Source organism: Pedobacter zeaxanthinifaciens, from assembly GCF_003313335.1.
Classification (GTDB): Bacteria; Bacteroidota; Bacteroidia; order Sphingobacteriales; family Sphingobacteriaceae; genus Pedobacter; species Pedobacter zeaxanthinifaciens.
In genome coordinates this window covers 195,834-220,034 of record NZ_QMHP01000001.1, presented here as the reverse complement: position 1 = coordinate 220,034, position 24,201 = coordinate 195,834, and the positions used below count along the sequence as shown (strand labels likewise).

Genomic DNA, 24,201 nt, shown 5'->3' with positions numbered 1-24,201 from the left:
CACTAATTAATATTTAAAACAAAGCTCTCAAGGTTATTTCATGTGATCCGGTCGAAACAGTATTTAATTCTGAGGTAGTATAATCGTAAGCATATCCTACCCCAACAGTATTAGCAACATTAAAGCCTAAGTTACCAAAAAAAGCATCATTTTTTCTATATCCTCCGCCAATCCAAAAATTATTTCTGTAGGCGAATTTTAAATTAAGGTCGAATGCTTTAGGTAGTGGATTAACTACTTTAAGCATAACAGATGGAGTAACCGAAAAATCATTATTAATCCAAAATTTATTTCCAACCGTTAAAAAATAGTGAGCAACTTCCTTACCTACATTAAAATCACCATCAAAAGCAATTTTATTTTTTATAATTTGTTGCATAGAAGCACCTACGTAAAAAGTTGGTCCGTAAAAATATAGGCCAGCATTTAAATCAGGTACATATTTGTTAATTTCACCAGAGCCTCCCACGGTGGGATCTCCTTCTTCCTCAAACAACAAGCTCGAAGAATTGATGCCTAACCTACTTCCTCCTACTCCAATGCCAACTGAAATGTTTGCTCTGTCGCCAAGTGCCAAATGGTAGGCATAAGTTAAATTAGCGGTAATTCTATTTAACGGGCCAGTTTTATCGTTCAAAAACAATACTCCAAAAGCATGATGTGGCATTGAAGCAGTGTAGTCAAACATATCATCTTTTGTAGCAGGCTCTGGAACTCCCAAATCACTTGCTCTGTAGTTAGCCATATCTCCACCAAAAGAAACAGGCATGCTAAACGTCACATAGCCAGTTTTAGGAGCATCCTTTAAACCTTGCCATTGGTTTCTAATGCCAAGTCGTAAGTCCATTCCCTGATTTAAACCCGTAACAGCAGGATTAATTACCGACATATTTTGTAGATATTGCGAATAATGTGGTCTTTGCTGAGCGAAAACTATGTTCGTACAAAATAATATACCAATAATAAATCCTAAACGTATCATCTTAAGACGGTGAGCGATCCTGTGTATTTTTTCTTTCCGTTGTTCGGTTCTATAATGTAATAATAAACACCCACAGGAACATCTGTACCATTAAATCGTCCATCCCAAGGAGTGTTATACGGGGAAGCATTAAACACCTTCTGTCCGTACCTGTTAAATATAGTAATTATTCCATTTGGGAGTGTCTCTAAATACTTAATATTCCAAGTATCATTTTTACCATCGCCATTAGGGCTAAATACGTTAGGGATAACTGGTTCTTCATGTACGGTTACTAAGTATTCATAAACCACATCACAACTATTTGAAGTTATAGTTAAAGTATACTTAGTTGTTTTGGTAGGTTTGGCAATCGGATCAATGATGTCGTCGGCGCTCAACCCTTCAGATGGCGACCACTTAAACTTTAAGTTAGCCCCAGTAGCCGATGCAGCGATTTGTTTTTGCCCGCCTTGTAAAATATCCATATCCGGCGGCATAGTTACAACAGGTAATTTATCTACCGTGATATTAATATTCTTTTCGGCTGTACAACCATTGGCATTGTAAGTACATTTAATATTAAAATTACCTGGGCCTGCAACGCGTGGACTAAAGATGCCATTTGAAGTAACGCCTGTTCCCGAAAACACAAAATTACCAGCTAAACTATTTTCATCAACCGCTATTAACTGCACTGGATTATCATTTTCGCATAACGAGGTAATGGCGTCGAACTTTAAAATTGGCGCTGGATAAATGGTTACTGTAACCGGAGCCGACTCAACAACACATTGCTGACCGGAATAAGCACGTAGCACCACTTTATAGTTTGTGATGCTGGCTGCATTCGGGAATTGATGTGTGTAAATTTTTCCGAAAGTAGGTGCATTATCAACTTCGACAGTATTGGCGCCTCCAACTTTATAGTCAAATATCCATTCTAGTTTAGTAATATTTCCAAAACCAATGGTGCTTTTATTTTCAAAGCTAACATCTACAGCGGCACATAATTTCGTGTTCGCATTTTTAACCTCGAATATTGGATTTGGATTACTACCACTAATTAAAATCTGTTTGGAGAAAGTCACCGGACAACCTTTATCAGAACTTGCGGTTAATTTAACTGTGTAAGTTCCCGGAGCAGTATATTTGTGATTCGGGTTCTGCAAAGATTTTTGAGATATGTCGTTGGTACCATCCCCAAAATCCCACAGCCAAGAAGTAATTGTACCCTTAACTGCTACTCCTTGATATGCTACCACGTCATTAACACACGAACCAGGATCATTAAACGTAACTTCCGGTATCTCATAAATGGTAATTGCCTTTATTAATGTATCAGCACAACCGCTTGAAGAGGTAGAAATTAATTTTACGTTATATGTGCCGGCGGTGGTATAAACGGCAGTCGGAGATACAGCGGTGGATGTTGGCGCACCATTTCCAAAATCCCAGACTCTACTTACAATATTCGAGTTTACAAAGGTACTTTCATTATTAAATTGAATAGTTGCCCCCGGACAGAACGGACCTACAGCAGTAAAAGCTGATTTAGGAGCTGTAATGACCGTTAATGTTTTTGTAGCAGTTAAATTACAGCCTAAATCTGTAGTAACAGTAAGTTTAACTGTTTTTACGCCCGGGGTTGAAAATTTATGCTTTGGATTCTGATTGTTATCTATTACACCATCGCCAAAGTCCCAACTCCACGTTTTAATATTTCCCCCAGTACGCGGCGACGAGTCTGTGAATTGAACATCTGTATTTACACAAGCTTCTGATTGTGATGTGAAATTAGGTGAAAACACATCGAATGTGGTGAATAGCTCTTCGTCGTTTGCACAGATTGCCGCTGTGGGCTTTTGAATTAACGCTTTCAATACGTAGTTTCCTGAATTTGGGAAAAATGCCGAAGAAAGTGAGTAGTTGTAAAGGTAAAATGTCTGTCCGTCTTCCACTTTTGTGGTATAAGAAGGCGTATTCACTATATCAACTTTAGCACCGTTATTGAGTGTCCACGTTATTTTATCGGTAACATAAGGAAGTTGTAAAACAAAATCAAAATTAGTGCCCAAACAAAAATTAGTGGATGCGATACTGCTTCCTTTTGAAAATACCTGGATATTACTTTTTAAGTTCTTTAAATCTGTTCCGGCTAAGTAAGCGTACGATTCCACCAGCCCATAGCCGTAAGCTATAGCCACAAAACCACCACTCGCTATCAACCGATGTTGATCTCCAGAATTAGTTACATCCACCACAGCATAACTGTATTCGCCATCAGCAATTGGCATAAATTGACTAACAATGGTAGCTCCATCAAGCGTAAATCCCGCAATATCCACTGTTTTGATAATGATATTGAGGTAATATTTAGAAATATTAGTATTTACCCCAGTAACGCTGTTCAGCTTAGAATAAACAGCAATATCTTTCAAAGTTTGCTCAATTGGATTTAGGATAGTCATCTCTGGATCTCCAAGATAAGGGCCTCCCTGACCCGAAGTAGCAGCATTGTTTAGGTTACAATTTTGAGATGTCTGATATTGCGCAACCGCTATCGGTAGACTTGCCTTTATTACATTTGGCGATGTACTGTAAAAAGTGATGACACTACCTTTTCTATATGGATTTAATAAAGCCGTGCCATTAGCGACGGTAGTACTGCCGTTTACAGTAACCGTGGTATTATCTTCTGCAACAATAATCTTAATGACATCAGTATTGCCGTTAAGCGTATTATAAAAAGGTGCCGATACAAAATTACGTCCCCAAGCAGTTACGGGAAATAACTGCTGAAACAGGTTATCACCGCCATTTGGACTAAAGCTACCCGCTGCAACGCGTGAATTGCCTGCTTCGCAATATGCAGCCCAAGAGTTACCAGAAAAAACTGCCACGGGCGAACAACCGCTTATTGATTTCACCTGGCTACCTGTTAAATCATTGATTGCCTGATACTGATAAACGTCCCCTTTGTTTAATGTAATATTGAATTTTGTATTGGCTGCTCTTGTGCCGTTCCGGTTATTCTGAGTTGGAGTAATTTCTACCGTAGTCCCATCTTTAATGCCTACTATGGTAAACTCCGAATAGACAGCCTGGTTACTACTACCTGTGTTTTGTTGCGAAAAAACATAATATTCTTGCTCTAAGGCCGAAGTTGGCAACACCAAGGTTGAGCCTGTACGAGCGTTGTTTGATATTACGCAGTAAAGTGAAATTGCACTAGCACTGGTGACATTAATCCCTTTATTGCTTTCTAGGATATCCGAGCTACCAATATAAACACTGTATATCGTTGGATCAATAAAGACAGGCTTAACCACATTTGCAGTTATTGACCCACTTGAAATTACCACGTTACCAGATTTAACTTGATAGGTAGTATTTACATCGGATGATAGGAACAAAGTCATCCTAGAATTCAAGCCATCAATGTGGCCAGTATAAGCCACCCAAAAATCGGTGCCTTTATTAGAAGTGCTTTGTGCAAAAAGGTGTGCATTGACCAAAAGAAAATAGCCTAATACAATGAGCAGAAATCTGTTTTTCATTTCAAATTGAAAACATAAAGAGGTAGAAACCTAGGAGAAGCATGAAGTTAACTAGATATTTTGCTCAAGACGGTATAGTATCGGTAAATGCATGAAATGTATCGGCAAAGTAAAATCCACCTAAAAGAGCTAAGATAATAGATTTTGACGAGCGATAAACTCTAACTGCTGGTTGGCAACTAAAAGCTTTTCAGTAAGTTCTCTATTTTCTTTTCTGAGCGTATAAATCTCGATAGCCTTGTCTATATTAATACGTAAATCTTCCTCCATCCAAGGTTTTTGAATGTAACGATAAACTTGACCTTTGTTAATTGCGTCAATTACAGCATCTATATCCGTATAACCCGTTAAAATCATTCTAATGGGATCAGGGTGGTTCTCTAATATCGAAGCTAAAAACTCTACACCAGTGGTTTTAGGCATGCGTTGGTCGGTAATTACCACCTGTATATCTTCTGTATCTAAAATTTTCCTGCCCTCATCAGCAGACTCTGCTGTAAAAACTTTATACAATCTACGAAAAGTAGCCGCAAAGGCACTTAAATTATGTGGTTCATCATCAACGTAAAGGATATTCGCTGTCATTTTTCAAGTAATAAAAAGTTAAAAATACTTTTTTATTGTAATTCTAAAAAACTAATTTAGTGTTTTAACTATGGAAAACCACTTTTTATGCCGAAAAATTCATCTTTAGAATACGAAAATGTATACCACAGACGCTGTAAGCTCTCACCTGAACGCTCTAATCATCCAAACAAAAGAAACACAGAATCTTTATAAACCGGTTATACTGAGACTGTCGAACAGTGACGATAAAACTACATTTAACAACCTCCTATCAAAAGCTGATAATTTACAGGTTTTCGACACGATAAAAAATCAAGTTACCGAACTTATCAAATGTACTAAGCCATTAAACGCAATGCTTCCCAAGGCAGAGCTTGAAAAAATGGCAATAGAAAAAATCGGCAACAGCAACGAATACGGCGTATGGGTATATTACCCTTGGGCAAATAAGCTGGTCCATATCTTAGATCAAGAAGAATTCATTACAGTTAGGACCAATCGCAACAAGCATAAAATAACTCAAGACGAGCAAGAGCTCTTATCAACCAAAAAAATTGGCGTTATAGGACTTTCCGTGGGACAATCAGTTTCACTTACTTTGGCTATGGAACGCGGTTTTGGCGAACTCCGCATTGCTGATTTTGATGAATTAGACTTAAGTAACATCAACAGAATAAGAACTGGTGTACAAAATATAGGCGTTAAAAAAACGGTTATTGTAGCAAGAGAAATTGCAGAAATTGATCCATTTTTAAATGTCGTATGTTTTGATGAAGGCATTACTGATGATAACATCCAATCTTTTTTAACCGAGAATGGAAAACTCGATTTACTTATTGATGAGTGTGACAGCTTTGACATTAAAATAAGTGCCAGAGAGGCTGCCAGAAACCTTCAAATACCAGTATTGATGGAAGGCAGCGACAGAGGCACAATTGACATTGAGCGTTTTGACCTAGAACCCAATCGGCCAATTTTACACGGAATGGTTGACCATTTGGACATGAGCAAGTTCAAACATCTCAAAACCTTCGATGAAAAAGTACCTTACATTGCGGCCGTAACAGGGTTCGAAACACTTTCACCCCGTATGAAAGCTTCGGCGGTTGAGTTGATGAGCTCTATATCAACATGGCCACAGCTAGCAAGTGCAGTAACGTTTGGCGGTGGCGTTAGTGCAGATTTGTCAAGAAAAATCCTCCTTAACACACTTAAAGTTTCAGGAAGATATTTCTTGGATTTAGATGAAATGATTACAAATCCAGAGGAGGAAAATAACAGTATTACAGAAACACACACTGCCCCACCACTAAGTGCTTCTGATATCATCAATTTCGTTAGTGAGCATCAATTTGAAGACTTAGACTTAGCTGCAGCAAAGCAATTAAACGATGAGCAGATTTACTACCTTATTGATGCGGTTAAAAAAGCACCGTCAGGAGGCAATAACCAACCTTGGCGTTGGCATTATCAAGATAAGAAACTGCATTTATTTTTAGATGAAAATACAGCCGCTGCCTATTTAGATCCGCAATTTATTTCGTCCTATACTTCCATAGGTGCAGCCATTGAAAATTTATTGTTGGCAGCTAGTGTACAAAAACTAGAAGTGCATTGGAAACTAACGCCGCAATTTGCGCCGAAACACCTCGCTATTTTCACCTTCACTGATGGAGCAGAAGCTACGGAAGAGCAGAAGTTGCTAGAAAAACAAATCCCACTTAGGCATACGAACAGGAAAAGCCCTCCGCGTACTGAAATTTCAAACGAAGAAATGGCTTACCTTTGTGGTTTAGTTGAACAAACCGAAGGCGCATCGCTTACATTTATCCAAGATGCGGCAAAGATAAAAAGGCTTTCAGAAATAGCGACCACTACCGATTTGTTTAGGATGTTTATTCCGCAAGCGCATGAAGATTTCATTGTAAAAGAAATGCGCTGGACACCTGATGAGGTTGCTAAAACTGAGGACGGTATTGGCATACATACACTCGATTTAGGAATTAACGACCAATACGGAATTAGGCTCCTACAAGACAAACGGATGATTAGCTTTTTGGAACAGATAAAAGGCGGCGGTGCGTTTGGAAGATTGCTAACGCAACAGTTCATGAGTTCATCGGCAATTGGATTAATTTGTATGCCAAACAACGAGGTGCAATCTTGGATCAAGTGTGGCATAGCAGCTGAAAAAATGTGGTTAGGCGCCACTGCATCAGATTTTCAAATCCACCCGGTTAATGTCCCTCTTTTATTTTTCTATAAAAATACTGTAGAAAAAAGCGCAACTTTATCCGAAGAAAGAAAGTTGTATTTAACCAACGCAGAAAACGAGTTTAATCTTATATTTGACAAGCCTGAAAATTCTGTTTCTATGTTTATGTTTAGAATTTTTAAGGCTAGCGCATCTCCAGAAAAAACCATCAGAAAGTCAAACGATAAAATTTTCTCCATTGGAAGGGCATAACTCAGAAATAAAGCGCATCAATTTTACAGCCTTTAGAGCTATTGATGATAGAGAAGCTTGTATTAATTTTATGGATGGCCACCGACGGGTATTGGAAATTTTCGGAATTACCCAAATTACTTCCGCAAAAGCCGACTGGATACTGAACCCCGACGTTTATGTTATGCTGGTAACCGATGGAGATACTGGAAAAGCTGTTGGTGGCGGAAGAATTCATAGGGCAAATCGTATCAACAGACTTCCAATTGAAGATGCGGTTGGCTACATGGATGAAAAAATTTATCAAATGGTTGACGACTATACCGACGGCGGAACTGGTGAAGTTGCAGGTGTTTGGAACTCGTTTGAAGTTGCTGGTTTAGGCGTAGGTAGCAATCACCTGAGTACAGCCTGTGTAGCTTATGCCCAATTTATGAACCTTAAAACATTATTTGGCCTTGCTGCTCCTGCTACTTACCGAAATGTAGTACGTGGCGGATTTGAACCTGTAAAGGAACTTGGAAACAACGGCAAATTCTACTATCCTAAAGACGATATGACGGCCACTGTGATGTTTAACCACGATATCGTAAATTTACCTTTGGCGCTCGAACCTGAAAAAACAAATATTCTAACCATGAGAAACGACATTGTCCAAACCAAACAGGTAGTATCAAAAATTGGCACCGATGTTACACTCGTCTTTGACCTATCAAGAATATGAAGCAAGCCATAATCAGATACCTATTTTTAAGTATAGCGCTTTTTTACAGCAGCATTTGCTTTGCTGAGCGCAGCACTCAAAGCTTGTTTAAAACATATTACCTGGAAGATAAGAGCAATTCAAAAACCTTTGAACAAATTGTTAACTCTCCTTTTACCGAAATAAAAACAGAAATACTCAATTTTGGCACGAGTGACCATACTTATTGGATAAAGCTTGTACCCAACAACGTTCTTGGTTTCAAGAATGAATTGTTAACTATTGATCAAGCTAGATTTCAGCTAGCGAAGTTATATTTAAAAAGATTTGGACAAAAAGATTCGCTGATCAGGTCTTTCGATTTGTATAACAATGGTACGGCAAAAAACAGTCAAGGTTTTTCATTCCTATTACCAAAATTGTTAAATAAAAGCGATGTACTGTATCTCAGATTAAGGCCACACGAGGTTTTCATCACTAAAATTTCTGTAAAAAAAGAATACGAATTACTTGAAAAGCATGCATTAAGAGATATCATTTTTGGTATTTATACCGGTATAATGCTCGTAATGTTCGTATACAACTTATTCTTATTCATCGTTGTACGCGACAGAAGCTATATTTTTTACGTTTTCTATATCCTTTTCACCTGGTTAGCTCAAATTTCAATACAAGGCTACGGGCGTAGGTATATGTGGGAAGCAGATTCCTTCATGAATCAAAACTCTGTGGTGCTGTATTCGTTGCTGGGCTTAGTATTTGCCTGCTTGTTTACCATTTCATTTTTAAACACCAAACTTTTCTCACCATTTTCACATAAGCTATTCAAGGTTTATTTGATTTTGGTAGTAATCAGTATTGGTGCATTGCTAGTAATTGGTAGCACGGCCACTTTCATTTTAATGCAAATACTTACGCTGCTTGGAGCTGGTATTGCCATGTATGCCTCCTACTATGTGTATTTCAAGAAACATTTTAAACCCGCAGGCTTCTATCTTTTAGCCTGGTCGATTTTACTTGTTGGAGCAATTCTATTTGTGTTAAAAGACTACGGCATTATGCCTTACAATACGTTTACCACATATTTACTCCAATTATCATCAGCAATTGAAGTAATGTTGCTCTCGTTTGCTTTGGCGGATAAAATTAATTACTTCAAGAAAGAAAATGAAACGGCACAGGTGCAAGCCTTGAATGCATCTTTAGAAAACCAGAAGTTAATTAAGGAACAAAATATCATATTAGAGAAAAAAGTTAGAGAACGTACGGAAGAACTCGAAAATGCAAATACCACGCTAAACGAAACGCTTAACAATCTGAAATCAACACAGTCGCAACTAGTAGATGCCGAAAAAATGGCGGCTCTTGGTCAGCTTACGGCGGGTATTGCACACGAAATCAACAACCCAATTAATTTTGTTACTTCGAATGTGAAGCCACTGCAATTGGATATCGACGATTTGAAAGACATCATTAGCAAATATGAAAAGATTGATTTTGAAGGTGATATTAAAAAACAGTTTGATGAAATTGATGCCTATAAACGACAGATTGACTTAGGCTTTATCAACAACGAAATTACTTCATTACTTTCTGGTATTAGCGAGGGAGCGAAGCGTACAGCAGAAATTATTAGGAGTTTAAGGAATTTCAGCCGTGTGGATGAAACCGATATGAAAGCCATTGACCTTAACGAAGGGCTGTTATCTACTTTGGTGTTAATTAGAAATACCCTACCCGACAATTTGGTGGTAATTAAAGACCTAGGGAACTTACCAAAGGTAGAGTGCATGCCAGGCAAAATTAACCAAGTATTTATGAATTTGGTTTCTAATGCGGTGCAGGCTATAAAGAGTAAAGAAGTACAGGCCCAAGAAGAATTTTTAACTATACGCAGTTGGTATGATAGCCAACAAGTTTTCATTAGCATTAAGGATAGCGGTACGGGCATGAGCGAAGAAGTGAAACATCGCATCTTTGAACCATTTTTCACTACCAAGGATATTGGGGAAGGCACAGGATTAGGTTTGTCTATTGTGTTTAGTATCATTGAAAAACACAAAGGACATATAGAAGTTGTTTCTGAAGTTGGAAAAGGTACTGAATTTATTATTACCTTGCATGTAAATATACCATAACTAACATTATGATGAGCACTCCTACCGTACGCGTCTTATACATAGATGATGAGGAAAATAACCTTCAGGCTTTCCGTGCTAGTTTTAGGCGTATGTACGAAATCTATACCGCTATTTCGGCGGCAGAGGGTTTGCTCATACTTCAAAACATTGATGTTCATGTGATCATTGCCGATCAGAAAATGCCCAACACTACGGGTGTGGAATTTTTTAGGAGCATTGTAGATACCCACCCCGATCCTATCCGTATTTTACTTACTGGATATACGGATATTGAAGCCTTAGCTGATGCCATTAACCATGGGGATATTTACAGGTACATTACCAAGCCCTGGAATGATTTGGAACTTCACAACTCAATAAAAAATGCCTACGACGCTTACAGAGCGAAAATAGATTTACGCAACAAGATGGTTGAGCTGCAGAAAACCAATGATGAGCTTAACCGTTTTATTTATAGTATTTCGCATGAGTTAAGAGCACCATTGGTTTCAGTGATAGGTATCATCAACTTGGTTAAAATGGAAGGTTTGTACGACTCCAGTGGCGAGTATTGGGGATTAATAGAAACCTGTTCCAACAAACTTGATTACTATATCCAGAAAACGCTGCAGTACTATAAAAACGCTAAAGATGTGCCCGACCATAGCGAGATTAATTTTGCTACCATTGTTAACGAACTGGTTGAACTACATGGTTTTTCGGACAAAGACACCAACTTTAACGTTAGTATCAACCAAAATGTAAGGTTTATTGGGGATGCGTTTAGAATTGAGGTCATCCTTAGCAACCTGATATCCAACGCCATTAAATATCAAAAGACTAACGAACCCAATAAAACCGTTAATATTCACATAGAAGTGGATGAACATGAAGCGCAAATAGAAATTAACGACAACGGTATGGGCATCCTTAAGGAGCATTTGGAAAAAATATTTACTCAGTTTTTCAAAAGCAAAATGCACCACGGAAGCGGTTTAGGCCTATTTATTGTTAAAGAAGCATTGAATAAAATTAACGGAAATATTAACGTAAGCTCAAATATAGAAAATGGTACCACCTTTAAAATAACAATACCCAATGCCAAATAGAACAGGAAAAGTGCTGCTGATTGATGACAATGAGATTGATTTAAAGATACATTATAGGATCATCAACTTATCTGGTTTTTTCGATGAGATTATTTCTTGCCAATCGGGCGAAGAAGGACTTGCTTACATCAATAAAAACCTAAGCAATCCTGAACAGTGGCCTGATTTTATTTTATTGGATATCCAAATGCCTGAAATGGATGGTTTTGAATTTTTAGAAATCTATAAGAAATTTCCAAAAGCCTTCCTTGACACTTGCAAACTCGCCATTTTGTCTTCAACACTGGATTTTGGCGACATCAAAAAAGCAGAAGCTAACCCGCTTGTAATTAAGCTACTTAAAAAACCGCTCTATCCCAACGAGTTAAAAGAACTTTTGAGCAAATATTCTGGTTCGCTTGGAATATAAAATTAATTGAGGCATTAAATCAACTGTAATTAAATACTACATAGATTTAGATAGCGAGAAAATTATTAGCGTTAGTTTTTTACTAAGTTGAAGCTTTGGAACACGCATTCCCTATCAAGCATTTCGAATTGTAGCGTTGTAATTAATTCATCGCTTTTGCTTCTTAGTTCAATGGTGTGCTCACCTTTTGTAACATCTTTAATCACGTAAACGTTAGTGAGTTTATCTGGGTCTTTTAAATCTCTACACTCGGTGGTAGAACTGGGCACCACATTTGGAGCTGGAAAAAACGAACCTGACAATTGACCATCAACATAAACCAAAAGTTCTAGGTGTTGTGTACCCACGTAATTAAAGGTAATTGCGTATTGACCATTTTCTTTATTAATGTTCTCTTTATCGCAAGATAAAAGACTAATGAAGACAAATAGCAGTGAGAGTATGAATTTAATTTTGTTCAACATATGAGCAAATATCACAAATAAGTATCAAAAGAAAAATACCCACTAAATGGTATTAATACTAAAATAAATACGCAAAATTAAAATTGTACTAACCGCAATTTGCGGTATTACCATATGTAGAATGTGTTTGTGGCGATAAAAATGGAATATTCAAATTTGCAGCACGCAGAATAAACAGAGCTCCTAAAAAAATAGCAAACCAAGGGATTAATTTTTGACTGTTAAAGCGCAAGTATCTCTTCAGGTAAATTCCACTAATTGAAATGGCGAGCATTAGCGGTGTAGTGCCCAAACCAAACAAAAGCATAAAGTAAGCAGCTGATTGTGAGCCCGAAGAATTGAGTGCTGTGGCCAAAGCCAAATACACCATTCCACATGGAATTAGACCATTAAGCATGCCTGCTAGCAAACCCCACATGGGGAAATGAAACACCTTACCCATTAGCTTACTCAAAGGCTTTACCATCTTAGCTTGTATCTTTTGAAAAAACGAAATGTAGCCGCCGCTCCATTGCAACAGGGTAAATGTTACAAGTAAAATTCCTACTATCAAGCTGATTACCTCCTGTTTGGCAAACACATGAAATGCATCGCCAATTAACCCAACAAAAGCGCCTAATACGGCATAAACGCTTATCCTACCTAGTTGATAAAGCAAGATTTGAAACACATGCTGCCACCTGTTGTTTTTGCTCAATGGTAAAGCCAATACAATGGGGCCGCACATTACGGCACAGTGTAAGCTTCCTAAAAAACCCATCAAAAAAGCAAGTGGCATAAAGCTCATAGCGTAATTTCTTTGGTAAATAGGTAGTCTTTGCCGCCAACAGTCCAAGCTAATTTCAACTGCCAAAGCCCTTTATTCATTCCTGTTAGGTCAATCAATATCAAATTCGCCTCTCCAATGGTATGTCCTTTACTATGAATATCGGCTGCTTTCGCCGAAGGCCTCATCAGCGCCAAATCGTAGTTGGCACTATCTTTTAACTTAATGATCAGCTGGCTTTTAGTAATATCGATAACTGGTGTTGCCTGGTCATTCAGCGTATTGGTTTTGGCATTAAATTCCTTATCATAGTTGATACCTTTTTCGTAATAGTCGTCCTCTACAAGCGCATCTTTACCATAATTATTAAACATATAAATGGCCATGCCAATAATGAACGACATGAAAGCCGCCATCCCTAAAACTATTTTTGTTCCCCAATTCATGTTGAATTATTTACGCCGAAGCTAATTGTATATTTAAGGTTGTGCAAAAAACGTAGTACTCGCTTTGCTGACTGTTATACCGTTTTCCTGCACTTCAAAAGCGATCTTACTTTTAAAATCTTTAATGTTTTTCGGTTGTTTGATGAGAAAAAAGGTCAATCTTGCCGTTCCTTCCCTGGGCAGCAAAGTATCAGCTTGAATCAACTCAATCTGATCATTTTTGTCGGCCGATCGAAGTATGAATCGGATATCCTTATTGGTTTTATTAATTAATTCAGCATTGTACAAATTAGCGATGCTCCCATCTTTGCGCTTTTGAAACAAAGTTCCGCTTGCTCGAAGTACGGTAGTTTGAACCGCCTCCCTTTTGTAAACAAGCGAAGAAAAAACCATCATCACTACAAATAATACCGCAGCGTATCCAATTCCTCTAGCTCCAATTTTAAATCGCGATCTTTTGGTAATGAAATCGTGTGTGTAAAATCCAATTAGCTTTTTGGGTTTATTGATTTTGAGCATTACTTCATCGCAGGCATCAATACAAGCTGTACAATTAACGCATTCCAGCTGTGTTCCTTTTCTAATATCTATGCCTGTTGGACAAACTTGAACACAAAGACCACAATCTATACAATCGCCCTTTAAATTTTGGCTTTCATTTTTTTGAAGATGACCTCTTGGCTCGCCACGAACTTCATCATACGCAACGATTAAGCTTTTGTTATCTAACAATACTCCCTGCAAGCGACCGTATGGACAAATTACGGTACACACCACTTCTCTCAGATAGGAAAATACACCGTAAAAAACTAGGGTAAAAATCCATATAGATACAAAACCGCTAGCATGTTCACTAATAGGTTCTGTGATGATAAGATAAAGTTTATCCGAACCGATGACATAAGCCAAAAAGGTATTCGCAATTAAAAAGGATATCAATAGAAACAACAAATGCTTTATCCCTTTTTTCCAAATTTTTTCGAAGTTCCAGGCTTGTGCATCTAACTTACGCTGTTGGTTGGCGTCGCCTTCAATCCAGTACTCAATCCTCCGAAAAATCATTTCCATAAAAATGGTTTGAGGGCAGGCCCAACCGCACCACAGCCTACCCAAAACCACCGTGAAACATACAATGAAGAGCATAAAAATGAGCATTGCCAATGCAAAAAGATAGAAATCTTGAGGTGTAAAAATCAATCCAAAGAAAACAAATTTCCTCTCCAACAGATTGAGCAATATCAGTTGTTCGCCATTCAGTTTCACGAATGGGCTGGCAAACAATAACAGCAATAAACTATAACTGAACCAACTTCTTTTGTTATACAAAGTACCTTGCGGCTTCTTCGGATATAGAAATGTTCGGCCTAAAATCTTTTGACTTTCTTTGCTTTTTTGTTCAGATTTTGCCATCACTTTACCTATTATTCGATTTCAATTCTATTTAGCTATATCAATTAGCGGCAGTTTCAGCAGCAGCGGGGTCGTATTTTTCACCTTGTGGCGCTTTAGCATTTGCCGGCTTAGAACCCTGAAGCGATAAAATGTAGTTAGCTACAGCACTGATGTTAGAAGAGCTCATGTTTTTCTCCCAACTTACCATGCCTTTTGCTGGAACGCCATATTTAATGGTTTTAAAGATATCTTTCACGCTACCGCCATGTAACCAAAATTCATCGGTTAAATTTGGACCAACCAAGCCCTCGCCGTGTTGCCCGTGGCAGGCAATACAATTCGCATCAAATACACCTTTACCTGTAGCAATTTGTGCAGGATCTACCTTAACCGAATTTTCATCAATCGAAGAAGCAGACTTAGCTAAAAATTGCTGCTTTTCAATAGCAGCTTTTGCCATTTCAGTTTGATATTCATCGTCTTGTCGTTGGCCGCGGTCACTAAAATGATAATAGTACAGATAAATTGCTCCGAAGATGATGGTACCATAAAAAAGTACGTTAAACCAAGTAGGAACAGGGTTGTTAAGCTCCTTAATACCATCGTAAGTATGCGGAATTTCTAAATCCTTTTCAGCCGATAGTGGCTTTAAACTCAAAAGCTTGGTCCACAAATTAGGGCGGCTGCCATTTTGCTTTTTCCAATCCTCATACTCTAGCAATTGCTGTTCTTTTGATCTGTAAGGCGTTGGATTAATTCGCTCCTGATAAATCACTTTAAAACTATTGTAAAGTGTGATGGCCACAAAAAGCAGGATAATGGAGAACACCAACAAAGTGATGATCAATAATTCTGTTGTGCTCACACCTAAAGATGGCTCGGGAATAACTGGCGCCGCCTCTCCTGTTGCGCTGGCAGCTGCACCGCCTTGAGCAATAGCGTTAATAGCCAGCAAGCCAAAAAATATCATCAAACTAAACTTCTTCATAACCATTATTTTGAGGTTCGCTAATTGGGAGATTACTCATTTCAACTAGATGTTGTTTGTTCATTTTCAATAGATATACTGTTACCAAAATGAAGAAAGCCATGAATATGAGCAGAGATAAGATGAGATAAAACTCACCTCCGGCTAGGTCTTTTATTTGCTTGAACATAATTTTACTGGTTAGAAGGAATAGTTGTTTTATTTGCTTTGATATCGGTACCCAAACGTTGCAGATAGGCAATTAGCGCTATAATTTCTCTGTCGCTTTTCACTTGTATGTTATTCTGTTTTAGGTCTTCCGCTATGGTTTCAGCCTGAGCGTTTAATTTAGCTACAGCCACTGCGTCAAAATTTTCTCTGTAAGGCACACCTAAAGTTTGCATCGCTCTAATTTTAGCAGGCGTTTGGCTTACATCCAATTTTTGGGCAATTAACCAAGGATAAGGAGGCATAATACTACCTGGAGACATTGAAGTTGGATCCATCATGTGATTGTAGTGCCAAGCGTTAGAGTATTTACCACCAATACGGTGTAAATCAGGTCCTGTACGTTTACTACCCCATAAAAATGGATGGTCGTATACAAACTCCCCTGCTTTGCTGTATTCGCCGTAACGCTCAGTTTCCGATCTAAACGGACGGATAGTTTGCGAATGACAATTCACACAGCCCTCTCTGATGTACAAATCTCTACCTTCCAACTCTAACGGCGTATATGGTTTTACGCTAGCAATGGTTGGCACATTACTTTCGATAGTAAAAGTCGGCATCATTTCGACCATACCACCAATTAAGATTACGATCAAAGACAACACCATAAATTTCATTGGCTTGCGTTCCAAAATTCTGTGCCATTTTCTATCCGCAGCATCTTCGTCAACTACCACTTTCGCTAAAGGCATTGCCTCCGCTTCCTCATTGGCTACTAGCTTTCCTTTCAACATTGTTTTTGCAAGGTTGTAGGTCATCGCAATTGCACCTATCAAATAAAGTGCACCGCCAATAGAGCGTAAAATATGCATTGGAATAATTTGCAGTGTAGTAGTTAAAAAGTTGGCGTATTTTAACAAACCCTCTGAAGTAAACTCTTTCCACATTAAACCTTGGGTAAAACCTGCCCAGTACATTGGAATAGCGTAAAACAAAATCCCAAGCGTACCAATCCAGAAGTGGAAGCCAGCTAATTTTTTAGAGTAGAGCTCTGTTTTGTAGATACGAGGAATTAACCAATACAAAATGCCGAAGGTTAAAAAACCGTTCCAACCAAGCGCACCTACGTGTACGTGGGCTACAATCCAATCTGTAAAGTGGGCAATACCATTAATTTGTTTAAGGGAGAGCATTGGACCTTCGAAAGTGGCCATACCATAAGCAGTAAGTGCCACCACCATAAACTTCAAGGTAACATCTTCACGCACTTTATCCCAAGCTCCACGCAAGGTTAACAAGCCATTGATCATGCCGCCCCAACTCGGTGCAATTAACATGATGGAAAAAACTACACCTAGTGATTGCGCCCATCCTGGCAAGGAAGTATATAGCAAGTGGTGTGGGCCAGCCCAGATGTAGATAAAGATTAGTGACCAAAAGTGAAGGATACTCAATTTATATGAATACACTGGGCGATTCGCCATTTTAGGAAGAAAGTAATACATCATCCCTAAATATGGTGTTGTTAAAAAGAAAGCAACCGCATTATGCCCGTACCACCATTGTACTAAGGCATCCTGCACTCCGGCAAACACATAATAACTTTTTAAGAAAGATATAGGCAGCTGAAATGAGTTTACAATATGCAATACTGCAATGGTTACGAAAGTGGCAATATAGAACCAAATGGCTACATATAAATGCCTTTCGCGACGTTTGATGATGGTACCAAACATATTGATGCCGAACACCACCCAAATTAAGGTAATCGCTATATCGATAGGCCATTCTAACTCAGCATACTCATGAGATGAAGTGATTCCTAAAGGCAAAGTAATTACAGCAGAAACAATAATTAACTGCCAGCCCCAAAAATGGATATTGCTGAGCACGTTACTAAACATTCGGGTTTTTAATAGGCGCTGTAGCGAATAGTAAACGCCCATAAAGATAGCGTTACCCACAAAAGCGAAAATTACGGCATTGGTGTGTAGCGGCCTAATACGACCAAAGGTGGTGTACTGATTGCCCATGTTAAGTTCGGGCTTGTACAACTGCATGGCAACAATTAATCCTACTAACATCCCGATAATGCCCCATACTACGGAAGCAATACCGAAATTTCGTACAATTTTGTTGTCGTAAGTAAATTTTTCTAGCTGCATAATGATTAGAAATAGATTTGTTATGTTGGAAACAAAGTTATCCTAGCGCTACAGCAAAGCTGATGATAAGCGTTAGTCGGAAATATGATCTTTATCACTTTCAGGAATATCAGTTTCGTCGTCGAAAAGAATACGTACACTTGGTGTATATACATCATCATGTTGACCACTTTTGAGCGACCAAAAAAATGCGCCTAAGAAGATGAGCGCCATGGTAACGCTGCATCCGACTAAAAAATAAAGTATGTTCATGTTTTTTGGTTGTTTTGTGATTGGTTAATTAGTTTTTTAGTTTGGAAGTTGAAGAATCGGAAAGTCAGAAAAGTCGGGAAGTCCGAGGTTAGAACAAAGGACAGGGATAAATTTTTGGATAGACGGAGTAGTTCATTGGTTCATTAGTTCATTAGTTCACTGGTTCATTAGTTAATTGGTTCACTGGTTCATTAGTTCATTAGTCAATTTTAGTTACTGACACCTAATACCTAATACCTATTCCCTAACCCCTGACCACTAATTCCTGATACCTGACCCCTGACTCCTGATACCTAACAACTACCTCAACCCATTCTTCCTTGCAAAATATCGTGTGGCAAAACTTGTAAAACTGATGATCGTAATGGTGCTTATTGGCATTAAAACCGCAGCAACTAAAGGATAAAGTGTACCCTGTACCGCATAGTAAACCCCAATCAAATTGTATGCAGTGGCTATAGCAAAGCTGATTTTAATTGTTTTCAAACCATCCTTGCTCAATTCAATAAAACGAGGTAACAAACCAATGTGATCTCCACTTAATATCGCATCGCAACCTGGCGTGAAATTATTAATGTTATCAGTAATTGCAACCCCAAAATTTGCTTGCTTCAACGCTCCAGCATCGTTCAATCCGTCCCCTAGCATCATTACTTTTGAGCCATGTTGCTGTAATAGTTTAATCGCTTCCAGTTTCTGTTGCGGACTTTTGTTAAACGCCATCTTGGCATCAGCGCTGAAGATCGATTTCAGCATCTGTTCATCTTTATTGGTATCTCCAGAAAGCACCTTTAACTGATATTTATCTTCCAAAGATTTAATCAACGGAAATATACCTTCTCTCCACTGTTGGTCAATAGAAAAACAACCCTTGTAAACGCCATCGATAGCAATATGTACGCCTGCTTCCTCTTTGCTTTCTATCGGCTGCGCTAGTCCCCTTACGCTGCCAGCATAAACTACACTGCCTTCTATCACTCCTGTAATACCCCTACCCAATAATTCGTTGTATTTAACAATAGGATAAATTCGGTAAGGATTTAAACTTTTAAAGACCTGCCTACTTAAAGGATGCGAGGAATTATACAGCAGCGAAGCAACCATCAACTGTTCTTTTTCCGTTAAATTTCCACTAAAAACAATAGCAGATTGATGTGTACTTGTCAATGTTCCAGTCTTATCAAAAACCACGGTATCCAAATCGGCCAACTGCTCAACAGCGTCAGTATTTTTAACGTAGAAGCCTTTTTTATCGAAAACTGATAAAATTGCGGACAAAGTAAATGGCGTACTTAAGGCCAAAACGCAAGGGCAGGCAACAATAATTACCGCGGTAAAAGCCGACCATGCTTTGGTGCTATCGCCTTGCCATAACCAATAAGCTGTAGCCGCGAAAGCAACTACAAAAACACCAATACTGAAATATTTTGCAATGCGATCATTAAAACTCTTTTTCTTTAAATCGGACTTGTAAAAATCCTTATTCCATAATCCAGTTAAGTAACTTTGCGAAGCCGGCTTGATGACTTCCAACTCAATTGCCTCCCCCATCTGCCTACCGCCAGCATACACCATTTCACCCAAAACTTTCTGCTGAGGTGCGGCTTCGCCAGTTACAAAACTCATGTCCAGCCAAGCATCACCTTTCATCAATATGGCATCAGCTGGAACTAATTCGCCATTGCGTATCAACAGCCGATCCCCAACGGCTATATCACTAATGGCTACCGGTTTTTCCCGGTGATCTTTCAAGGTAGTAATGGCAATTGGAAAGTACGAACGGTAATCCCTATCAAACGAAATATGCTGATAAGTGCGCTGTTTTACCCATTTCCCCATTAACAACAAAAAAACCAGTCCTGTTAACGTATCTGCAAAACCCGGACCTGTATGCAATAGTGTTGAAATAGCGGTACGTATAAAAAGCACTGCTATGATGAGCGCAAGTGGCGTATCTAGGTTAATGTAGCGTTGTTTTAAACTGGCAAAAGCCGATGTAAAGTAATCTTTAGCACAATAAAATGTAACAGGGATACAAAACGCCAAATTTAGCCAAGCAAAAAGCTGCTGAAACTCTTTTTCTATATTAGATAAACCAAAGTACTCTGGAAAACTAAACAGCATCACGTTGCCCATGCTAAATCCGGCAATGGCAATTTTCCAAATCAATTGCTTGTTTACCGAATTGCTTTTCTCTTTGACTACATCTTGCAGACTGATTAAAGGCTCGTATCCAATGTTACTCAGTATTTGTACCACTTCACGTAAAGAAACTTGCTTGTGCTTATAGCTAATGGTTACTTCCTTTTTTAAAAAATCTATACGAGAACTAAAAATAGCAGCATTTATTTTATAGAGATGTTCCAGCAACCAAATACAAGAGCTGCAGTGGATAGATGGAATGTAAAAAGTGACGATGGTATTGTCTTCATCTTTATAATTGATTAACTGTGTAATGATACTCTCCTCATCTAAGTATTCGAAATGACCACTGTTGGCTACGCGTTGCCCCGGAGTATCATTGTATGCGTAATAATTACACATGTTATTTTCAGAAAGTAACTGATACACACTTCTACAGCCTACGCAACAGAAATCTTTATCATCGTAGCTCAATTTTATAGTAGATAACTGATCACCACAATGGTAGCAAACTGAACTTTGGTGGGTAAGCGCTGAATGGTTCATGTAATGGGCTCCTTTCTATAATTTTTGATTGCTACTGACAACAAACTGATGAAACAAAATGCTGTTACTTTAAATGGCTGTACTAAATAGTTGCGTTTTTGGCTGTTGTTCCCAAAGCCTGCTATCAAAAGCCATGCATACATTCCTCAAATAGGATTTACCCATTGGTTTAATAGTGACTTTTTGTGCATCTATGCTTACCAATGCATCATCAATCATTGGTTGCAGGCGGTTGAGTACTGCGGCATCAACATCACTATCAAAAACAGTTTGGTTTTGACACATTAAGTTGGAGATATGCTTACGTATTTGAAGATCCTCCAAGCTAAGCAAATGCCCTTTTTGAACTGCCAATTCGTTAGTTGCGATCATCTTTTTGTACTCCTCCACAGTTTTGGCATTTTGTGCAAAAGCAGTTCCGCAATCGCTGATGGAAGAAACGCCCAAACCCAATAAGATTGGCGTATGCTGGTCGGTATAGCCCATGAAGTTGCGGTGTAGCTTACCTGCTTTACTTGCAATATATAGGCTATCTGTTTTTAAAGCGAAGTGATCCATCCCAATTTCCTCATAACCTGCTTCAACCAGCATTTGTCTTCCAGTTTCATATAAAGCAAATTTTTCATCTCCTTGCGGGATATCGTTTTCTGTAAAATGACGCTGACCAGCTTTTATCCAAGGCACATGAGCATAACTATAAAATGCAATTCTATCAGGGTTAAGCTTGGTCACTTCCTCAATGGTGGCTTTCAAACCTTCTTTACGCTGCCCAGGAAGACCGTAAATCAAATCGTAATTCACAGACTGATAACCTATCGACCTAGCCAATTCGGTAATTGTTTGAACCTGCAAAGGTGTTTGATAACGGTTAATCATGAATTGTACTGTTGGGTCAAAATCTTGAATGCCCAGGCTTAACCGTTTAAAGCCCAATCGATATAAAACCTGCAAATGTTCAGCAGTTGTATTATCGGGATGTCCTTCAAAAGAGCAGGTTGCCCCATCATCAAATCGCTCTCCGCCCGCAATAGTCGCTAATAAATGCTTCAAATTATCCGGACTAAAGAAAGTTGGTGTACCGCCTCCCAAATGTATTTCCTTAATTTTTGGGCGCTCACCTAGTAAGTCGCAATACATTTTCCACTCTTGCAATAATGCAGTGATATACGGAGATTCAACACCATGATTTTTGGTGATACGGGTGTTGCAACCACAATAAGTACATAAATTTTCGCAAAATGGTAAATGTATGTACAAACTGATGCCCTCTTGCTTGTGTAAGCCATAGGCAGTAACCAATCGTTGTTTCCATTGTGTCACGTTAAACTGGTTGTTATCCCAGTAAGGCACTGTTGGATAACTGGTGTAGCGTGGAGCTGCTACATTGTATTTTTTTAATAACTCAGTGCTGGCCATCGTCCGCTCCTTTCCTCATTGCTGCGCCACAATCATTGGGACAACAACAGGCCTTGCCAACACATTTTCCAGCCGCCCAATTATCTAGATTTTTAATTACCTGTTGCATCCTCTCCATTGCCAAATTGGAACCATCTCTAGCTACCGGAACATTTGCTATTTTAAAGCCTGCCAAACCTGCTGCAGTTAAATCAATATGTTGAGTTTCAAAAGATGAAGTAGCAATGTATTTTATCCCTAAAGTCCTTAAGCCTAAAATCAAATCTGCGTCAAGTACATCTTCATTAAACACAATTAGCACTTCCTTACCTTGAGCAAAAGGCAAAGTTTCTTTACTTAAACTATTGGCTATAATAGTGATATCATGTTTTTTATGATTAGCCAACACCAAGCATTCTTTTTCTTCAGGTTTAATATTATATGCGATAGCCTTCATGAAATTCTTTTATATATCACAAAACTACCTTGCCTTTTTGCTTTGAGGCTTGAGCATCATTATGCTAAAAAATGATTTTCATCAGGAATTAAGGATTAAAGACTTCTAAAATTCTGAGTGACGCAATTTTTTTAAGCAATGATTATCCTAAAATATTAGATTTGGGAGTTCTGATTTATACGCTCAATGAATGCAATGAGAAAACTGTTATTATGCCTTATGAGTTTTTTTTGCTTTGCTCAACAGAGCGATGCACAAGTAGCCATTCAGAACTATAGCGTTTTTATCGGCAAAGCGTCATTTGCTAAAAGCGATTTTATCTTGTTGAGGAAATTTAGGCAACAAGGCAAAACAAAATTCCTTGCGGTTGATGTAAACACGCTCAACACTACAATTTTAGATTCGGCTAACGTTAAATTTAGCTCAAGTTATTGGCAGCAGTTAAAATATACCTATCCAAATACACCATTTATAAAAGCTTTAATTGATGTTGAGAATCAGTCTTTTTTAATACAAGATGCTGGTATTACTCACGGATATCCGGCGGAAAAAGGAATTACTTTAACTGTTGATTTATGTCCATCGCATAAACCTTTGGACCGAAGTATTTTTAATGCACTAATTAGCTCCTTCGCTAGTATCGAAAAGCCAGTGCCCATTGGTTTATCTATAGCCGGAAAATTTTTGCTACAACATGAAAATGACATACAATGGATTAATGAGCTGCAGCAAAAGCAACTTATCAAAGTGACATGGATTAACCATACTTACAGCCACTATTACGATCCAAAAGTTCCATTAACCGAAAACTTCCTATTAAAACCAGGTACCAATATCCATAACGAGGTATTGAAATTAGAGCAATTGCTGTTAGAGAAAGGCATGATACCCTCTATATTTTTCAGGTTTCCAGGCTTGGTTTCGGATAGCGCCATTGTGAAACAAATTACCACCTTGGGCTTATTGCCCATAGGCAGCGATGCTTGGTTAGCCAAAGGCAATCAGCCTAAAAATGGCAGCATTGTTTTAATACACGGCAATGGAAATGAACCAGTGGGCGTAAAAGACTTTTTAAACCTGATAAAAAACAAAAGCCAGCTTGTACAAAGCCGGCAATGGTTAATGTTCGATTTGAGCAGTAGCGTAAAAGGCGAATTTTAATT

The 24,201-nt window shown here is 38.4% G+C and carries 20 protein-coding genes; 6 read left to right on the top strand and 14 right to left on the bottom strand.

The window, feature by feature from the left end; translation table 11 throughout:
* Positions 1-13: 13 nt before the first annotated feature.
* The 3 genes from DUT68_RS00890 to DUT68_RS00880 all read right to left on the bottom strand — a co-directional run bounded on the left by DUT68_RS00890 (position 14) and on the right by DUT68_RS00880 (position 5,106).
* On the bottom strand, positions 14-982 hold the full coding sequence (locus DUT68_RS00890) for a PorP/SprF family type IX secretion system membrane protein (protein ID WP_113634885.1): 969 nt from the start codon (positions 980-982) through the stop codon (positions 14-16).
* Positions 979-4,521 (bottom strand): PKD domain-containing protein, encoded by a 3,543-nt coding sequence (locus DUT68_RS00885; RefSeq protein WP_113634883.1) that lies wholly within the window; start codon positions 4,519-4,521, stop codon positions 979-981. Before DUT68_RS00885 ends, DUT68_RS00890 begins: the two co-directional genes overlap by 4 nt.
* Before the next feature lie 129 nt (positions 4,522-4,650).
* Positions 4,651-5,106, bottom strand: coding sequence for a response regulator (locus DUT68_RS00880; RefSeq protein WP_113634881.1), 456 nt, complete (start codon positions 5,104-5,106; stop codon positions 4,651-4,653).
* 118 nt (positions 5,107-5,224) lie between these two features.
* Between DUT68_RS00880 and DUT68_RS00875 the strand changes: the two genes are divergently transcribed.
* The 5 genes from DUT68_RS00875 to DUT68_RS00855 are packed head-to-tail and all read left to right on the top strand — an operon-like array spanning position 5,225 to position 11,875.
* A complete protein-coding gene (locus tag DUT68_RS00875; RefSeq protein WP_113634879.1) occupies positions 5,225-7,555 on the top strand; it encodes an Rv1355c family protein in 2,331 nt (776 codons plus the stop codon).
* Positions 7,542-8,258: a hypothetical protein gene (locus DUT68_RS00870; protein ID WP_113634877.1), complete on the top strand. Its 717-nt coding sequence runs from the start codon at positions 7,542-7,544 to the stop codon at positions 8,256-8,258. The genes DUT68_RS00875 and DUT68_RS00870 overlap by 14 nt, the downstream gene beginning before the upstream one ends.
* The gene (locus DUT68_RS00865) at positions 8,255-10,375 is read left to right on the top strand and encodes a sensor histidine kinase (RefSeq protein ID WP_113634875.1); all 2,121 of its coding nucleotides are present in this window, start codon (positions 8,255-8,257) and stop codon (positions 10,373-10,375) included. Before DUT68_RS00870 ends, DUT68_RS00865 begins: the two co-directional genes overlap by 4 nt.
* Positions 10,376-10,383: 8 nt before the next feature.
* On the top strand, positions 10,384-11,466 hold the full coding sequence (locus DUT68_RS00860) for a hybrid sensor histidine kinase/response regulator (protein WP_237088227.1): 1,083 nt from the start codon (positions 10,384-10,386) through the stop codon (positions 11,464-11,466).
* Complete coding sequence (locus DUT68_RS00855) at positions 11,456-11,875, top strand: response regulator (RefSeq protein ID WP_113634872.1); 420 nt, start codon at positions 11,456-11,458, stop codon at positions 11,873-11,875. Before DUT68_RS00860 ends, DUT68_RS00855 begins: the two co-directional genes overlap by 11 nt.
* 71 nt (positions 11,876-11,946) lie before the next feature.
* Here the strand turns inward: DUT68_RS00855 and DUT68_RS00850 are convergent, their stop codons facing one another.
* The 11 genes from DUT68_RS00850 to DUT68_RS00800 form a co-directional block, all read right to left on the bottom strand.
* Positions 11,947-12,339, bottom strand: a complete 393-nt coding sequence (locus DUT68_RS00850) for a hypothetical protein (RefSeq protein WP_113634870.1) — start codon at positions 12,337-12,339, stop codon at positions 11,947-11,949.
* Positions 12,340-12,427: 88 nt separating this feature from the next.
* A complete protein-coding gene (locus tag DUT68_RS00845) occupies positions 12,428-13,126 on the bottom strand; it encodes a sulfite exporter TauE/SafE family protein (protein WP_113634869.1) in 699 nt (232 codons plus the stop codon).
* Positions 13,123-13,551, bottom strand: coding sequence for a FixH family protein (locus tag DUT68_RS00840; protein ID WP_113634867.1), 429 nt, complete (start codon positions 13,549-13,551; stop codon positions 13,123-13,125). Before DUT68_RS00840 ends, DUT68_RS00845 begins: the two co-directional genes overlap by 4 nt.
* 33 nt (positions 13,552-13,584) lie before the next feature.
* Positions 13,585-14,961, bottom strand: coding sequence for a cytochrome c oxidase accessory protein CcoG (gene ccoG / locus DUT68_RS00835; RefSeq protein ID WP_113634865.1), 1,377 nt, complete (start codon positions 14,959-14,961; stop codon positions 13,585-13,587).
* Positions 14,962-15,001: 40 nt separating this feature from the next.
* Complete coding sequence (locus DUT68_RS00830; RefSeq protein ID WP_237088226.1) at positions 15,002-15,931, bottom strand: cbb3-type cytochrome c oxidase N-terminal domain-containing protein; 930 nt, start codon at positions 15,929-15,931, stop codon at positions 15,002-15,004.
* Positions 15,918-16,100 carry a hypothetical protein gene (locus DUT68_RS00825; protein WP_113634863.1) on the bottom strand — a complete coding sequence of 61 codons (183 nt, stop codon included), beginning with the start codon at positions 16,098-16,100 and terminating at the stop codon, positions 15,918-15,920. Before DUT68_RS00825 ends, DUT68_RS00830 begins: the two co-directional genes overlap by 14 nt.
* 4 nt (positions 16,101-16,104) lie before the next feature.
* Complete coding sequence (ccoN, locus tag DUT68_RS00820) at positions 16,105-18,246, bottom strand: cytochrome-c oxidase, cbb3-type subunit I (protein ID WP_113634861.1); 2,142 nt, start codon at positions 18,244-18,246, stop codon at positions 16,105-16,107.
* Between the two features lie 72 nt (positions 18,247-18,318).
* Complete coding sequence (gene ccoS / locus DUT68_RS00815; RefSeq protein ID WP_113634860.1) at positions 18,319-18,498, bottom strand: cbb3-type cytochrome oxidase assembly protein CcoS; 180 nt, start codon at positions 18,496-18,498, stop codon at positions 18,319-18,321.
* A 300-nt stretch (positions 18,499-18,798) separates the two neighbouring features.
* The gene (locus DUT68_RS00810; RefSeq protein WP_113634858.1) at positions 18,799-21,186 is read right to left on the bottom strand and encodes a heavy metal translocating P-type ATPase; all 2,388 of its coding nucleotides are present in this window, start codon (positions 21,184-21,186) and stop codon (positions 18,799-18,801) included.
* A 69-nt stretch (positions 21,187-21,255) separates the two neighbouring features.
* On the bottom strand, positions 21,256-22,602 hold the full coding sequence (hemN, locus tag DUT68_RS00805) for an oxygen-independent coproporphyrinogen III oxidase (protein WP_113634856.1): 1,347 nt from the start codon (positions 22,600-22,602) through the stop codon (positions 21,256-21,258).
* Positions 22,589-23,038 carry a Rossmann-fold NAD(P)-binding domain-containing protein gene (locus DUT68_RS00800; protein WP_113634854.1) on the bottom strand — a complete coding sequence of 150 codons (450 nt, stop codon included), beginning with the start codon at positions 23,036-23,038 and terminating at the stop codon, positions 22,589-22,591. Before DUT68_RS00800 ends, hemN begins: the two co-directional genes overlap by 14 nt.
* Positions 23,039-23,257: 219 nt before the next feature.
* Here DUT68_RS00800 and DUT68_RS00795 point away from each other — a divergent pair, with 219 nt between their 5' ends.
* A complete protein-coding gene (locus DUT68_RS00795) occupies positions 23,258-24,199 on the top strand; it encodes a polysaccharide deacetylase family protein (protein WP_157960746.1) in 942 nt (313 codons plus the stop codon).
* Positions 24,200-24,201: the final 2 nt, after the last annotated feature.